This window comes from Enterobacter cloacae complex sp. IR5403 (assembly GCF_049238705.1).
Lineage (GTDB): Bacteria > Pseudomonadota > Gammaproteobacteria > Enterobacterales > Enterobacteriaceae > Enterobacter > Enterobacter hormaechei_C.
The window spans coordinates 108,371-123,555 of sequence record NZ_JBMKHP010000011.1; the positions used below are offsets into that span (position 1 = coordinate 108,371).

At 56.6% G+C, this 15,185-nt stretch carries 17 protein-coding genes; 11 read left to right on the forward strand and 6 right to left on the reverse strand.

All coding sequences use genetic code 11. The annotated features are described in order from the left end of the window. The first annotated feature begins 27 nt into the window (after positions 1–27). From ACOTW6_RS15740 to ACOTW6_RS15780, 9 genes are all read left to right on the forward strand, one after another. Positions 28–504 (forward strand): YbjN domain-containing protein, encoded by a 477-nt coding sequence (locus ACOTW6_RS15740; protein WP_003858385.1) that lies wholly within the window; start codon positions 28–30, stop codon positions 502–504. Between the two features lie 350 nt (positions 505–854). Next, entirely contained in the window at positions 855–1,967 is a 1,113-nt protein-coding gene (gene potF / locus ACOTW6_RS15745) for a spermidine/putrescine ABC transporter substrate-binding protein PotF (protein WP_090279222.1), read from the forward strand. A gap of 143 nt (positions 1,968–2,110) precedes the next feature. Continuing rightward, positions 2,111–3,244 (forward strand): putrescine ABC transporter ATP-binding subunit PotG, encoded by a 1,134-nt coding sequence (gene potG / locus ACOTW6_RS15750; protein WP_121479149.1) that lies wholly within the window; start codon positions 2,111–2,113, stop codon positions 3,242–3,244. A 9-nt stretch (positions 3,245–3,253) separates the two neighbouring features. Continuing rightward, complete coding sequence (potH, locus tag ACOTW6_RS15755) at positions 3,254–4,207, forward strand: putrescine ABC transporter permease PotH (RefSeq protein WP_017384875.1); 954 nt, start codon at positions 3,254–3,256, stop codon at positions 4,205–4,207. Then, the gene (potI, locus tag ACOTW6_RS15760; protein ID WP_032668746.1) at positions 4,204–5,049 is read left to right on the forward strand and encodes a putrescine ABC transporter permease PotI; all 846 of its coding nucleotides are present in this window, start codon (positions 4,204–4,206) and stop codon (positions 5,047–5,049) included. Before potH ends, potI begins: the two co-directional genes overlap by 4 nt. 42 nt (positions 5,050–5,091) lie before the next feature. Next, positions 5,092–5,589, forward strand: a complete 498-nt coding sequence (locus ACOTW6_RS15765; RefSeq protein ID WP_086598616.1) for a YbjO family protein — start codon at positions 5,092–5,094, stop codon at positions 5,587–5,589. A 40-nt stretch (positions 5,590–5,629) separates the two neighbouring features. After that, complete coding sequence (gene rlmC / locus ACOTW6_RS15770; RefSeq protein ID WP_062932122.1) at positions 5,630–6,760, forward strand: 23S rRNA (uracil(747)-C(5))-methyltransferase RlmC; 1,131 nt, start codon at positions 5,630–5,632, stop codon at positions 6,758–6,760. 313 nt (positions 6,761–7,073) lie between these two features. Continuing rightward, a complete protein-coding gene (locus ACOTW6_RS15775; RefSeq protein ID WP_045142262.1) occupies positions 7,074–7,781 on the forward strand; it encodes a response regulator transcription factor in 708 nt (235 codons plus the stop codon). Beyond that, a complete protein-coding gene (locus tag ACOTW6_RS15780) occupies positions 7,765–9,234 on the forward strand; it encodes a sensor histidine kinase (protein WP_062932120.1) in 1,470 nt (489 codons plus the stop codon). Before ACOTW6_RS15775 ends, ACOTW6_RS15780 begins: the two co-directional genes overlap by 17 nt. A gap of 76 nt (positions 9,235–9,310) precedes the next feature. Here the strand turns inward: ACOTW6_RS15780 and artJ are convergent, their stop codons facing one another. From artJ to ACOTW6_RS15810, 6 genes are all read right to left on the reverse strand, one after another. Further along, on the reverse strand, positions 9,311–10,042 hold the full coding sequence (gene artJ / locus ACOTW6_RS15785; RefSeq protein ID WP_015571008.1) for an arginine ABC transporter substrate-binding protein ArtJ: 732 nt from the start codon (positions 10,040–10,042) through the stop codon (positions 9,311–9,313). Between the two features lie 175 nt (positions 10,043–10,217). Continuing rightward, positions 10,218–10,886 (reverse strand): arginine ABC transporter permease ArtM, encoded by a 669-nt coding sequence (gene artM / locus ACOTW6_RS15790; RefSeq protein WP_003858369.1) that lies wholly within the window; start codon positions 10,884–10,886, stop codon positions 10,218–10,220. After that, a complete protein-coding gene (artQ, locus tag ACOTW6_RS15795) occupies positions 10,886–11,602 on the reverse strand; it encodes an arginine ABC transporter permease ArtQ (protein ID WP_193136099.1) in 717 nt (238 codons plus the stop codon). The genes artM and artQ overlap by 1 nt, the downstream gene beginning before the upstream one ends. Positions 11,603–11,608: 6 nt before the next feature. Next, positions 11,609–12,340, reverse strand: a complete 732-nt coding sequence (artI, locus tag ACOTW6_RS15800) for an arginine ABC transporter substrate-binding protein ArtI (protein ID WP_062932118.1) — start codon at positions 12,338–12,340, stop codon at positions 11,609–11,611. Positions 12,341–12,358: 18 nt separating this feature from the next. Then, positions 12,359–13,087: an arginine ABC transporter ATP-binding protein ArtP gene (gene artP, locus ACOTW6_RS15805; RefSeq protein WP_213788848.1), complete on the reverse strand. Its 729-nt coding sequence runs from the start codon at positions 13,085–13,087 to the stop codon at positions 12,359–12,361. Between the two features lie 226 nt (positions 13,088–13,313). Continuing rightward, positions 13,314–13,832 carry a lipoprotein gene (locus tag ACOTW6_RS15810; protein WP_015571007.1) on the reverse strand — a complete coding sequence of 173 codons (519 nt, stop codon included), beginning with the start codon at positions 13,830–13,832 and terminating at the stop codon, positions 13,314–13,316. Between the two features lie 97 nt (positions 13,833–13,929). On the opposite strand from ACOTW6_RS15810, the gene ACOTW6_RS15815 reads away from it, so the two are divergent. Together ACOTW6_RS15815 and ACOTW6_RS15820 are read left to right on the forward strand one after the other, a co-directional pair. Continuing rightward, the gene (locus tag ACOTW6_RS15815) at positions 13,930–14,253 is read left to right on the forward strand and encodes a heavy metal-binding domain-containing protein (protein WP_003858361.1); all 324 of its coding nucleotides are present in this window, start codon (positions 13,930–13,932) and stop codon (positions 14,251–14,253) included. Then, complete coding sequence (locus ACOTW6_RS15820; RefSeq protein ID WP_213788847.1) at positions 14,250–15,080, forward strand: N-acetylmuramoyl-L-alanine amidase; 831 nt, start codon at positions 14,250–14,252, stop codon at positions 15,078–15,080. Before ACOTW6_RS15815 ends, ACOTW6_RS15820 begins: the two co-directional genes overlap by 4 nt. Positions 15,081–15,185: the final 105 nt, after the last annotated feature.

The following is a 15,185-nucleotide window of genomic DNA, read 5'->3' on the forward strand; positions in this document are numbered from 1 at the left end:
CGTTTTTATTTAAGAGGCTGCACAGCGATGGATTTACAGGTCGTACCTACACTGGATACGTTACGTCAATGGCTCGATGATGCCGGTATTACTTTTTTCGAATGCGACTCCTGCCAGGCGCTGCATCTGCCTCATATGCAAAATTTCGACGGCATTTTCGATGCCAAAATCGATCTGATTAACGACGTGATCCTGTTCTCGGCGCTGGCCGAAGTTAAGCCGTCCGCGCTGCTGGCGCTGGCGTCTGATCTGTCAGCGATCAACGCCAGTTCTTTGACGGTGAAAGCGTTTCTCGACATACAGGATGATAATCTGCCAAAGCTGGTGGTTTGCCAGTCTTTATTCTCCGGCGCGGGGCTCTCCTTCAAGCAGTTCGCCTGGTTTATGCGCCTGAGCGAAGAGCAAATTTCCATGGTCATGATGGAAGCCAACGCACATCACCTGCTGTATAGCGCGGAAGATGACGCCGAGAATAATGATGCATCTCCCAATTTTCTCCACTAAGCCTGTCTGACTTTTACGCAGTCGCTGCCAGAGCGGCTGCATAACACCGTTTTTTCTGCTGCTTTTAACCTTTCTTTAAAGAGTTTTTCACCTCCTCTCCGGCCGTTTCGGCTTATCACGTAGACATAATCTGCATAAAAAATTGATAAAAGGCGTTTTTTCGTCTGGGCTATAGCCGGAGACACGGGCTACAGTTATTCTTGCGGTGCTTAAAAAAGCGAGCGGAACCTGCCGGAATGAGGGGGGTATTTTATTTCGGGCAGAGCGACAAACTATGCATGATTATTGCATATCTTCAGGCTGCACAGTTTTGGTTCGTTTGTTAACGAGCTTTCAGAAGGAATAACAATATGATCGCCTTGAATAAAAAATGGTTATCGGGTCTGGTTGCGGGTGCGCTGATGGCCGTCTCTGCCGGCACGCTCGCTGCGGAACAAAAAACGCTGCACGTCTATAACTGGTCTGACTATATTGCGCCGGACACCGTCGCGAATTTTGAAAAAGAGACCGGCATTAAGGTTGTCTACGACGTATTCGATTCCAACGAAGTGCTGGAAGGCAAACTGATGGCGGGCAGCACCGGCTTTGACCTGGTGGTGCCGTCGGCAAGCTTCCTGGAGCGTCAGCTGACCGCCGGTGTCTTCCAGCCGCTGGACAAGAGCAAATTACCGAACTGGAAAAACCTCGATCCGGACGTGCTGAAGCTGGTGGCGAAGCACGATCCGGAGAATAAATACGCGATGCCTTACCTGTGGGCGACCACCGGTATTGGCTATAACGTGGATAAAGTCAAAGCGGCGCTGGGCCCGGACGTCAAGCTGGACAGCTGGGACGTTGTGCTGAAGCCGGAAAACCTCGAGAAGCTGAAAAGCTGCGGCGTCTCTTTCCTCGATGCGCCGGAAGAGATTTTTGCCACCGTGCTTAACTATCTCGGCAAAGATCCAAACAGCAGCAAGGCCGACGACTACACCGGTCCGGCGACCGACCTGCTCCTGAAGCTGCGTCCGAATATTCGCTACTTCCACTCTTCTCAGTACATCAACGACCTGGCTAACGGGGATATCTGCGTGGCCATCGGCTGGGCGGGCGACGTCTGGCAGGCGGCGAACCGCGCGAAAGAGGCGAAAAACGGCGTGAATGTTTCCTACTTCATTCCGAAGGAGGGGGCGCTGGCGTTCTTCGACGTCTTCGCGATGCCGGCTGATGCGAAAAACAAAGAGGAAGCGTATCAGTTCCTCAACTATCTGATGCGTCCGGACGTGATTGCCCACATCAGCGACCATGTCTACTACGCCAACGGTAACAAGGCCTCCGTGCCGCTGGTGAGCGAAGAAATCCGCAATAATCCGGCGATCTATCCGCCAGCCGATGTGTTTGCCAAGCTGTTCACCCTGAAAGTGCAGGAACCAAAAATTGACCGTGTGCGTACCCGCGCGTGGACGAAGGTGAAAAGCGGTAAGTAACGGCGTTTGATATCGTTGCCCGGTGGCGCTGTCGCTTACCGGGCCGACAGATCCCGTAGGCCGGGCAAGCGTTAGCGCCGCCCGGCGATGCGCACCCTGACGGTGCGTTTGCACCAGTGTTGATCTATGCCGGAGAGCACCCCGTGAATGACACGATCCCCCGCCCGCAGGCGAAAGTCCGTAAAGCGCTGACCCCGCTTCTTGAAATTCGTAACCTCACCAAATCCTTCGACGGCCAGCATGCCGTGGACGATGTCAGCCTGACGATCTACAAAGGTGAAATTTTTGCTTTGCTCGGCGCATCGGGCTGCGGCAAATCGACCCTGCTGCGCATGCTGGCAGGCTTTGAACAGCCTACCGCCGGGCAGATCGTGCTGGATGGGGTAGACCTCTCCAGCGTGCCGCCGTACCAGCGGCCCATAAACATGATGTTCCAGTCCTATGCCCTGTTCCCGCACATGACCGTTGAGCAGAATATCGCCTTTGGCCTGAAGCAGGACAAGCTGCCGAAAGCCGAAATCACCGCGCGCGTGGCGGAGATGCTGAGCTTGGTGCATATGCAGGAGTTTGCGAAGCGTAAGCCGCATCAGCTTTCCGGCGGCCAGCGTCAGCGCGTGGCGCTGGCAAGAAGTCTGGCGAAGCGTCCAAAATTATTACTGCTCGACGAGCCGATGGGTGCGCTGGACAAAAAGCTGCGCGACCGGATGCAGCTGGAAGTGGTGGATATCCTTGAGCGCGTGGGGGTGACGTGCGTGATGGTGACCCACGACCAGGAAGAGGCGATGACCATGGCCGGGCGTATTGCGATCATGAATCGCGGTAAGTTCGTACAGATCGGCGAGCCGGAAGAGATCTACGAACACCCGACAACCCGCTACAGCGCGGAATTCATCGGCTCGGTGAACGTCTTCGAAGGGCTGCTGAAGGAACGCCAGGAAGACGGTCTGGTGATTGAATCGCCGGGGCTGGTGCACCCGCTGAAGGTTGATTCTGATAACTCCGTGGTCGACAACGTGCCGGTTTACGTTGCCCTGCGCCCGGAAAAAATCATGCTTTGCGATGAGCCGCCCGCCGATGGCTATAACTTTGCCGTGGGCGAAGTGGTGCACATTGCCTATCTCGGCGATCTGTCGATTTACCATGTGCGCCTGAAAAGCGGCCAGATGCTCAGCGCCCAGTTACAGAACGAACACCGGTATCGCAAGGGACAGCCAACCTGGGGCGACGAAGTGAGCCTCTGCTGGGATGCGGACAGTTGCGTAGTCCTGACGGTATAAGGAGCGGTCATGAGCACACTTGAACCTCCAGCCCGCGTCAAAAAACCGGGCGGTTTCGCGCTCTGGCTGGCGCGCATGCAGATGGCGCATGGCCGCAAGCTGGTCATCGCCATGCCCTATATCTGGCTGATCCTGCTGTTTCTGCTGCCGTTCCTGATCGTCTTTAAGATCAGCCTGGCGGAGATGGCGCGGGCGATCCCACCGTATACCGATCTGTGGGAGTGGGCCGACGGACAGCTGACGCTGACCGTAAACCTCGGTAATTTCCTGCAACTGACCGACGATCCGCTCTATTTCGAAGCCTATTTACAGTCGTTACAGGTTGCGGCTATTTCTACGATCTGCTGCTTGTTGATGGGCTACCCGCTGGCGTGGGCAGTGGCGCACAGCAAGCCGTCGACGCGAAATATTTTACTGCTGTTGGTCATTTTACCGTCGTGGACGTCGTTCCTGATCCGCGTGTACGCGTGGATGGGGATCCTGAAGAATAACGGCATACTGAATAACTTCCTGCTGTGGCTTGGGGTCATCGACCAGCCGCTGACGATCCTGCACACCAACCTTGCGGTCTATATCGGGATTGTCTATGCCTATCTGCCGTTTATGGTGCTGCCGATCTATACGGCGCTGACGCGAATCGATTACTCGCTGGTGGAAGCCTCGCTGGATCTCGGCGCACGCCCGTTGAAGACTTTCTTCAGCGTCATTGTGCCGCTCACCAAAGGCGGGATCATCGCCGGATCGATGCTGGTATTTATCCCGGCGGTCGGGGAGTTTGTGATCCCGGAACTGCTCGGCGGCCCGGACAGTATCATGATTGGCCGCGTGCTGTGGCAGGAGTTCTTCAATAACCGCGACTGGCCGGTGGCCTCGGCGGTGGCGATCGTCATGTTACTGCTGCTGATCGTGCCGATCATGTGGTTCCACAAACATCAGCAGAAACAGATGGGAGACCACGGATGAACAACTTACCGGTAGTACGCTCCCCGTGGCGAATTGCGATCCTGATGATCGGCTTTACCTTCCTGTATGCGCCAATGCTGATGCTGGTGATCTACTCGTTCAACAGCTCTAAGCTGGTCACCGTCTGGGCGGGCTGGTCCACGCGCTGGTACAGCGAGCTGTTCCACGATGATGCGATGATGAGCGCGGTGGGGCTGAGCCTGACCATTGCGGCGCTGGCGGCGACGATGGCCTGCGTGCTGGGCACGATTGCCGCGCTGGTGATGGTGCGCTTTGGCCGTTTCCGCGGGGCGAATGGTTTCGCGTTTATGATCACCGCCCCGCTGGTTATGCCGGACGTCATCACCGGCCTGTCGCTACTGCTGCTGTTTGTCGCGCTGGCGCACGCCATCGGCTGGCCAGCGGATCGCGGGATGCTCACCATCTGGCTGGCACATGTCACCTTCTGTACGGCGTATGTGGCGGTGGTGATCTCCTCGCGGCTGCGCGAGCTGGATCGCTCCATTGAAGAGGCGGCGATGGATCTCGGCGCAACGCCGCTGAAGGTCTTTTTCATCATCACGCTGCCGATGATTATGCCGGCGGTGATCTCCGGCTGGCTGCTGGCGTTCACGCTCTCGCTCGACGATCTGGTTATCGCCAGCTTTGTGTCGGGGCCGGGCGCGACGACGCTGCCGATGCTGGTCTTCTCCAGCGTGCGGATGGGGGTGAATCCGGAGATCAACGCCCTGGCGTCCATCATCCTTGGCGTGGTCGGAATTGTCGGATTTATCGCCTGGTATTTGATGGCGCGCGCGGAAAAACAGCGTGTGCGCGATATCCAGCGTGCAAGACGCGGCTGAAGGAATTACTATTTCCAGTGATGTGCCGCGTATGACGCGGCACTGTTTTTCAGGGAAGTAAAAACATTGGGATTCTTACAAAAAACACGTCATTCGCACGCTCGTCCGAACGTCCCTGCACTGGTGCAGGTGGCGGCGCTCGCCATTATTATGATCCGCTGCCTGGATGTGCTGATGATAATGAACACGCTGGGTCCGCGCGGAATGGGGGAATTTATTCACCGCAGCGCGCAGACGTGGAATCTGACGCTGGTGTTTCTCAGCAGCCTGATGCTGGTGTTTATTGAGATCTACTGTGCGTTCTCGCTGGTGAAAGGACGTAACTGGGCGCGCTGGGTGTATCTGCTGACGCAGATCACCGCCGCCAGCTACCTGTGGGCCGCCTCGCTGGGCTATGGCTATCCGGAGCTGTTCAGCATACCCGGTGAGTCGCGACGTGAGATTTTCCATTCACTGGTGATGCAAAAACTGCCGGATATGCTGGTGCTCTGCCTGCTTTATCTCCCGGCTTCCAGTCGGCGGTTCTTCCGCCTGCAATAATGTGTATAATCGCAGCCCTCGTGTTTCTTAAGGTTTTCATATGCAGTGCGCACTCTACGACGCCGGACGCTGCCGCTCCTGTCAGTGGATAGAACAGCCGGTCTCTCAACAACTCACCGCCAAAATGGTCGACCTGCAACAGCTGCTGGCAGCACACGCGGTGGGCGAGTGGTGCGCACCCGTCAGCGGCCCGGAGCAGGGCTTTCGCAATAAAGCCAAAATGGTGGTCAGCGGCAGCGTTGAAAAGCCGCTGCTGGGGATGCTGCACCGCGACGGCACGCCGGAAGATCTCACCGGCTGTCCGCTGTATCCCGCCTCGTTTGAGCCGGTGTTTAGCGCGCTGAAACCATTTATCGCCCGGGCGGGGTTAACGCCCTATAACGTTGCCCGCAGGCGCGGCGAGCTGAAATACCTTCTGCTGACCGAAAGCCAAATCGACGGCGGGATGATGCTGCGCTTTGTGCTGCGTTCGGAAACCAAGCTGGAGCAGTTGCGCGCAGCGCTTCCAGGGTTGCAGGAACAGCTTCCGCAGCTCAAGGTTATCACCGCAAATATTCAGCCGGTGCATATGGCGATCATGGAAGGGGAGAAAGAGATCTTCTTCACCGAACAGCATGCGCTGGCTGAAAACTTCAACGGCGTGCCGCTGTGGATCCGTCCGCAAAGCTTCTTCCAGACTAACCCCACCGTCGCCAGCGCGCTGTACGCCACCGCGCGCGACTGGGTGCGTGCGTTACAGGTTCATCACATGTGGGATCTGTTCTGCGGCGTCGGCGGCTTTGGCCTGCACTGTGCCACGCCAGACATGCAGCTCACCGGCATTGAGATCTCTGCCGAAGCGATTGCCTGCGCGAAGCAGTCCGCCGCGGAGCTGGGGCTGTCGAATCTGCACTTTCAGGCGCTGGACTCGACCCGGTTCGCCACAGGACAGGGCAACGTGCCGGAGCTGGTGCTGGTGAACCCGCCGCGCCGGGGCATCGGCCAGGCGCTCTGCGACTACCTGAGCCAGATGGCGCCGGAGTACATCGTCTACTCCAGCTGTAACGCGCAGACCATGGCGAAGGATATTGCCAGCCTGCCGGGCTACCGCATTGCGCGCGTTCAGCTTTTCGATATGTTCCCCCATACCGCCCATTATGAAGTGTTGACGTTGTTGGTGAAAACGCGTTAATCCTCAACATCGCCCGGTGGCGCTGCGCTTACCGGGCCTACGATCCGGAGTAGGCCGGGTAAGGCGTAGCCGCCACCCGGCTTTGTTTGCTCAACCCATGAATGCGACTCCCGCCTCTGTTTTAAGCCAGCGTGGCGCTTTCAACTGGTCGGCAAAATAGCCTGTCAGCTCACGTTGTTAACCAAAGCGTAGGCCGGGTAAGGCGAAGCCGCCACCCGGCATAAACCCCGCACAATCTTCAACAAAATGTGAACTCTTCCCCCGCTCGAAATCAGGTAAGCTTACGTCATAACAAATGATTGAAGGCTTACCCATGAAGCAGATCCTGCTGGTAGAAGATGACCACGATATCGCGGCACTCCTGCGTCTTAACCTGGAAGATGAAGGCTACGCCATTACCCACGAGCCCGACGGGGGCAACGCCTTACAGCGTCTTGAAACACAGCCGTGGGACGCGGTGATCCTCGATCTGATGCTGCCGAATGTTGATGGTCTGGAGATTTGCCGCCGTATCCGCCAGATGACCCGCTACCTGCCCATTATCATCATTAGCGCCCGCAGCAGTGAAACTGACCGTATTACCGGCCTGGAAACCGGGGCGGATGATTATCTGGCAAAACCTTTCTCGGTGCAGGAGCTGATTGCCCGCATTAAGGCGCTGTTTCGCCGTCAGCAGGCGATGGGCCAGGCGCAGACGGACGGCATTATTCAGGCGCACGGACTGACTATCGATCCGCTGGCGCGCACCGTGCGCCTTAACGGTCAACACGTCGATCTCACCCCGCGCGAATTTGAACTGCTCTATTTCTTTGCCCGCCATCCCGGAGAGGTCTTTTCGCGGCTGGCGCTGCTGGAGCAGGTGTGGGGGTATCAGCACGAAGGCTACGAACACACCGTCAACACCCACATTAACCGCCTGCGCATCAAAATAGAGAAAGATGCCGCCGAGCCGGAGATCGTTCGCACCGTCTGGGGCAAAGGCTACAAATTTGCGGAGCAGGATCATGATGCGTCGCTTTAGCATGAGCCAGCGCCTGACGCTGCTGTTTACGGCGTTACTGCTGCTCTGCGCCACCGTCGCCTGTGCGGTGCAGCTCTACAGTAGCATGCAGTACGGCAATGCGATGGTGCAGCGGCTCTCCGGCGGGCTGGCGCAGCAGATTGTGCAGCGGGAAGCGATTCTGGATGCGCAGGGCAGGGTGGATCGCAGCGCCTTAAAACCGCTGTTCGACCGGCTGATGACCTTTAATCCCAGCGTCGAGCTGTATGTTGTCTCGCCAGATGGCGATATCCTGGCCGATGCCGCCCCGCCGGGGCACATTCAGCGGCAAAAAATTGACCTCGCGCCGATACAGAATTTCCTGGGCGGGACGGTGATGCCGGTGTTTGGCGACGATCCCCGAAGCCAGAATAAGAAAGTCTTCAGCGCCACCCCGCTGCGACAGGACGGTGAGCTGAAGGGGTATCTGTACATTATTTTGCAGGGGGAGGAGTCCAACGCGCTGGCGGAGATGGCCTGGCACAAAGCGCTCTGGAGTACGGCGCTGTGGTCGATGCTGCTGGTGGCGCTGTTTGGTCTGCTGGCGGGGGTGTTGCTCTGGTACTGGGTGACGCGCCCGGTTAAACAGCTCACGCTGAACGTGGCCGGGCTGGAGCAGGACAGCATCAGCGCGATTAAGCAGCTGGCGGCCCAGCCGCTTGAGCCTGCCGGAGAGGATGAAGTGGCGATCCTGCGCAATACCTTTATCGAGCTGGCGCGCAAAATCACCTCTCAGTGGGATCGGCTGGCCGACAGCGACCGCCAGCGCCGGGAGTTTATCGCCAACATTTCCCACGACTTACGCACCCCGCTGACGTCGCTGCTGGGTTATCTGGAAACGCTGTCGCTGAAATCCGCCACGCTGTCGCCGCAAGAGCATCAGCAGTACCTCGCTACCGCGCTGCGTCAGGGGCAAAAGGTACGCCATATGTCGCAGCAGCTATTCGAGCTGGCGCGTCTTGAGCACGGCGGCATCAAGCCCCAGCGCGAGCGTTTTGCCATGGCTGAACTGATTTCCGACGTGGCGCAGAAGTTTGAACTCGCTGCCCGCACGCGTGAGTTAAATCTGCACATTGACGTGCCGGGTCCGCTGCCGCAGGTGTTCGCCGATGTCTCCATGATTGAACGGGTGGTGACGAATCTGCTGGATAATGCGATACGCCATACCCCAGCAGGCGGAGACATTCGTCTGGCGGTATGGCAGGAGAACGATCGGTTGCAGGTTGAAGTGGCCGACAGCGGAACGGGTGTTGATGTCGCATTACGGGACGATCTGTTCCAGCGACCGTCAGCGTTAAATCCGCAGGCCTCGCGGGAGCACCGGGGCGGGTTAGGGCTGTTAATCGTGAAAAGAATGCTGGAGCTGCACGGCGGGGGGATCAGGCTGATGGAGTCCGTGAGCGGGGCGCGGTTCAGGTTCTTTGTGCCGCTTTAAGAAATTGCCGGGTGGCGGCTTCGCCTTACCCGGCCTACAGACCACCCCCGTAGGCCAGGTCACCCGGCAAAAAAGGTTATTGCGGGAACCACTGCTCGCTGATTTTCTGGTATGTGCCGTCAGCTTTGATCGCTTTCAGCGCGCCGTTCAGTTTCTCGAGCAGGGCTTTGTTATCCGGACGTACCGCAATGCCGAGGCCAGTGCCGAAATACTGTGGATCGGTCACTTTCTCCGTCGCTGTCCCCAGCTGCGGGTTGGTTTTCAGCCACTCATTCACGACCGCGGTGTCGCCAAATACGCCATCGATACGGCCATTTTTCAGGTCGATAATGGCATTCTGGTAGCTGTCGTAGGCCACGGTTTTCACTTCAGGATGCTTGTCCTGGAGGTATTTCTGGTGCGTGGTGCCGTTCTCCATGCCGATGCGCTTGCCTTTCAGCTCGTCGAAAGATTTATAAGCTCCTTTTTTCGCAATCACCACCGCAGAGTTCGCGTAGTACGGGTCGGTGAACGCGACCTGCTTGCTGCGCTCTGGCGTGATGTCCATGCCGGAGATCACCGCGTCGTACTTTTTAAATTTCAGGGACGGGATCAGGCTGTCAAACGCGTGGTTAGTAAAGGTGCAGTCGGCCTGCATCTGCTTGCACAGCGCTTTCGCCAGGTCGATGTCGAAGCCGACGATCTGGTTGCTGGCATCCAGCGATTCAAACGGCGGATAGGTGGCAGAAACGCCGAAATTGATTTTATCGGCGGCGGATGCGCCAGCGGCGAAGGTTGCGAGTAATGCGGCCAGAACTAACTTTTTCATTGTAATGCTCCCGTCTGTCTTTTCATTATGCGCCGTGTCTGCGGCATGGATGTACAATGCCACTCAATGAATTTATATGCAATAAATATGATTAAATATTATTTCATGCATAAAAAAATGCGGATAACCCATCAGGTTACCCGCACCGTAACAACAGCTTTATGCATTAAGTCGATTAATTTCTGCGCTCAAACGCCAGCGCCTTACGCTCGATAAGACGCATCATCAGGGTCAGCAGACCGTTGACCACCAGATAGACCAGACCCGCCGCACCGAACACCATTACGTCGTAGGTGCGTCCGTACAGCAGCTGTCCGTGGCCCATCACTTCCATCAGGGTGATGGTGTAGGCCAGAGAGGTACTTTTGAACACCAGAACGACTTCGTTGGAATAGGAAGAGAGCGCGCGCTTAAAGGCATAAGGCAGCAGGATCGCCAGCGTATCCTTCTTGCTCATGCCCAGCGCTCCGCAGGACTGCCACTGGCCTTCCGGGATCGCGCGGATCGCACCGTAGAACAACTGCGTGGTATAGGCCGCGCTGTTCAGGGAGAGGGCAATCAGGGCGCAGAGCCATGGCTCAGAGAGCAGATGCCAGATAACCGGATATTCCTGTAACGACGGGAACTGGCCCGGGCCGTAGTAAATCAGGAAGATCTGCACCAGCAGCGGCGTACCGGTAAAGAGCGTAATGTAGCCACGGACAATCCACACCAGTACCGGCGTTTTCAGCGTCAGGACGATGGTGAAGATCAGCGCCAGGATCAGCGCCACGATGATAGACGCGACGGTCAGCGTCAGGCTGGTGTGCAGCCCTTTCATCAGTTCGGGTAAATAATCCAGCATCAGCCTGGTCTCCGTTCAAAACGCGTTGCGCGCAGGTCAATACGCTTAAGAACGTACTGGCTCAGCAACGTGATCACCAGGTAGATCGCCGCCGCCACAATGTACCAGGTAAACGGCTCCTGCGTACGGGTGGCGATACTTTTGGTTTGCAACATCAAATCGTTCACGCTGATCAGGCTTACCAGCGCGGTATCTTTCAGCAGCACCAGCCACTGATTACCCAGCCCTGGCAGGGCATGACGCCACATCTGCGGCATCACCAGGCGGAAGAAGATCGCCGCTTTCGACAGGCCCAGCGCCTGACCGGATTCCCACTGACCCTGCGGCACCGCTTTCAGCGCGCCGCGCAGCGTTTGTGACGCATAGGCTGAATAGAGCAGGGAGAGCGCAATCACGCCGCACAGGAACGGGCTGACGTCGAAATTCTCGATCTGCATCTGCACCGGGATTTGCGCAAAGCCAAGATGAATCGTGAAGCCGTCCGACAGTGTTAACAGCAGCTGTGAGGAACCGAAATAGATAAACAGGACCACCAGAATTTCCGGCAGTCCACGCAGCACAGTCACCAGCGCTGAACCGAGCCATGCGACAGGGCGCCACTTAACGGACTCCCACACCGCAAAGAACATCGCCAGTACGAGGCCGATAATCAGTGCACAAACGGCAAGGCCGACGGTCATCCCGGCGGCGCTTGCTAAAGGAAAAATTTCATTCATCAGGAATTACTTCTGGAACCATTTTTTGTAGATGGTTTCGTAGGTGCCGTCTTTCTTCACTTTTTCCAGCGCAGCGTTGAATTTCTGCTGCAACTCGGTGTTGCCCTGACGTACGGCAATACCCAGACCTGTACCGAAATAGTCTTTATCGGTCACCTTGTCACCCACGGCGGCCAGCTTGTCGTTCGCTTTCAGCCATTCAGTCACGACAGCCGTGTCCCCGAACACCGCATCGATACGACCGTTTTGCAGGTCCAGCTTCGCATTCTGGTAGCTGTCATATGGCACGGTGGTGATTTCCGGGTGCTTATCCATGATGTATTTCTGGTGCGTGGTGCCGTTCTGCACGCCGACTTTCTTGCCTTTCAGCAGGTCAACGGAGGCGTATTTACCTTTCTGACCGATGAACAGGGCCGAGTTGTCATAGTAAGGGGTGGTGAACAGAACCTGCTTTTCACGCTCAGGCGTGATGTCCATACCGGCCATTACGGCGTCGATACGGCGGAACTTCAGGCTTGGGATCAGGCTGTCGAACGCCTGGTTGCTGAAGGTACAGGTCGCGTCGATCTCTTTACACAGGGCATTTGCCAGGTCCACGTCGAAGCCAACAATCTTGTTATTCGCATCAATGGATTCAAACGGAGGGTAGGACGCTTCAGTGGCGAAACGGATGGTCTGGGCTGCGGTAGCGGAAAGGCTGACGCTAGCAAGCAGCGCGGCAATCAATACTTTTTTCATTATAGTTTCCCTAACACATCAGTGTGATAAGTAGTTTTTGAAGGCATCGGTTTGCGGGTTAGTGAAGCAGTTCGCGTCACCCTGCTCAACGATATACCCGTTTTCCATATAGACCACGCGGCTGGCGGTTTTGCGCGCCACTTCCACCTCGTGGGTCACGATGACCTGGGTAATGTTGGTTTCCGCCAGCTCACGAATGATGCTCACGATCTGGGCGGTAATTTCCGGGTCCAGCGCCGCGGTCGGCTCGTCAAACAGCAGCACCGCAGGCTCCATCATCAGCGCACGGGCGATCGCCACACGCTGTTGCTGACCACCAGAGAGATGTAAAGGATACCGGTCGCTGTACGGTTTCAGACGCAGACGTTCCAGCAGCTTTTCCGCACGCGCCATCGCCTGGTCTTTGCTTAAGCCAAGCACGCGGCACGGGGCTTCAATCAGGTTTTGCACCACCGTCAGATGCGGCCAGAGATTGTATTGCTGGAAAACCATGCCCACGTTTTGACGCAGTTCACGAATCGCTTTATCAGACGGGGTTTTCGCGAAGTCAAAATGATTACCGGCGATGGCCAGCGTCCCCGAACGGGGCATTTCAAGCAGATTAAGAACACGCAGAAGGGAGCTTTTTCCCGCGCCGCTTGGGCCGAGCAAAACCAGCGTTTCGCCCTCCGGGCAACTCAGCGTAATGTCGAACAGCGCCTGGTGTGCGCCGTAGAAGCAGTTAATGCCGTTTAGTTTAATACTCATCGGGGCAGTCTTTACTCATCCAGGCAAACTATAGCAATTGAGGCCGCAGATAGTACCGTTGACAGAATAGTTATGCAATATTTCTGCGTTAAAAGTTAAATATAACCCGTGTTTCCTCTTAAACATAGCACAAAATAGCGACGGGAAAGGGGGGCGAGTATAAATGTCGGCATTCCGCATGAAATGCCGGACATTTTACGGGGTTAACGTTTATTTAACGGATAGGTTAGCGGTTCTCGATCGACTGGCGAAGGGTGCCAGCCGGAGCATGAACGCTACCGCCAATGTAGCGCACATCGTCTATTGCCCAGCACTGGCCTTCACGGATCATCAGCACCTCATCCTGCCAGGTTTGCGTCCCCTGGGTTAGCTTCACGCGCAGGGGAATATTGCGTGCGTCGGTATTCGGAATGGTGGATGCGCTGGCGACGTCGGCGCTGTCCGGGAGCGTGGCGCGGCTGGAGAACGGATCGGATGACAGCAGGGCGTTATGCTGCGGATCGCGCGAAGCGTCGGTGAGCAGTTTCGCCAGATTATCGCTCAGATACGGGCGCAGGGCGGTCAGGTCATTACCGCGATGCTGAATACGGTAATCATAAAATTGTTGCGCCACGGCGTCCGGGCCACCCTCAATACAAGGGCCGCTGCGGGTTCCGATATCCTTAAAGGCTGGCGTGACCGGCGTTGTGCAGGCGCTGAGCACCAGCGCGCATGGCACTAAAAGCGTTAAAGCAGAGTAGCGCATGTTGATTTCCTTATTTATTAACTATCCTTTCAATCATAGCGTAACGAACCGATAATGCTGTCGCTAACGCATTGAACGCTAAAGAAGGAGAGAAAGTATGCAATTTTCAACAACGCCAACCCTGGAAGGTCAACCGATTACCGAGTACTGCGGCGTGGTCACCGGTGAGGCGATTCTGGGCGCGAACATATTCCGCGATTTCTTTGCCGGCATTCGGGATATCGTCGGGGGGCGTTCCGGCGCGTACGAGAAAGAGCTGCGTAAAGCGCGTGACATTGCGTTTAAGGAGCTGGGCGAGCAGGCCAAAGCGCTGGGCGCGGATGCGGTGGTAGGCATTGATATCGACTACGAAACGGTCGGGAAAGATGCCAGCATGCTGATGGTAAGCGTAAGCGGCACGGCGGTGAAAACCCGTCGATGAAGCGTTCGCTCTCAACCCTCCTGCTGGCGATGTTGCTGGCAGGATGCGCCTCGGAGGAGGGCATCATTGATAAAGGCGCGTACGAGCTGGATACGCGCCATCAGGCGCAGGCGGCCTACCCGCGTATAAAAGTGCTGGTTATTCACTACACCGCCGACGATTTCGACACCTCGCTTGCGACCCTGACCGATAAAAACGTCAGCTCTCACTATCTCATCCCCGCAAAGCCCCCCGCTCCGAAGGGCAAACCGCGTATCTGGCAGCTGGTCCCGGAGAGCGAGCTGGCCTGGCATGCGGGCATCAGCTTCTGGCGTGGCACCAACCGCATAAATGATACCTCCGTCGGCATTGAGCTGGAAAACCGCGGCTGGCGGAAAACCGATGGCGTGAAAACCTTTACCCCCTTCGAAGCGGGGCAAATTGCGGCGCTGATCCCGCTTGCCAGAGACATCATCGCCCGCTACGACATAAAACCGCAGAACGTGGTGGCACACTCGGATATCGCTCCGCAGCGCAAAGACGATCCTGGCCCGCTGTTTCCGTGGCGCGAGCTGGCGCAGCAGGGTATCGGGGCCTGGCCCGATCCGGCGCGGGTGAATTTTTATATCAACGGCCGACCGCATTATCAGCAGGTTGATACCGCAGCGCTGCTCGATCTGCTGGCGCGCTACGGTTACGAGGTGCCAGAAAACAGCACGCCCGCACAGCAAAAACGCATCATCATGGTTTTCCAGATGCATTTCCGTCCGCAGTTATGGAATGGCGTCGCGGATGTGGAAACCATGGCGATTGCCGAAGCACTTTTAGAGAAATACGGGCAGGGGTAAACCTTCGGATTACCCCCGAATGAGTATATTTTCTTAGGTTTCCATCAGATTAATCCTAAGTACAAACTCATTTCATTTTTAGTTAATTGACTTAAAATTATCCCG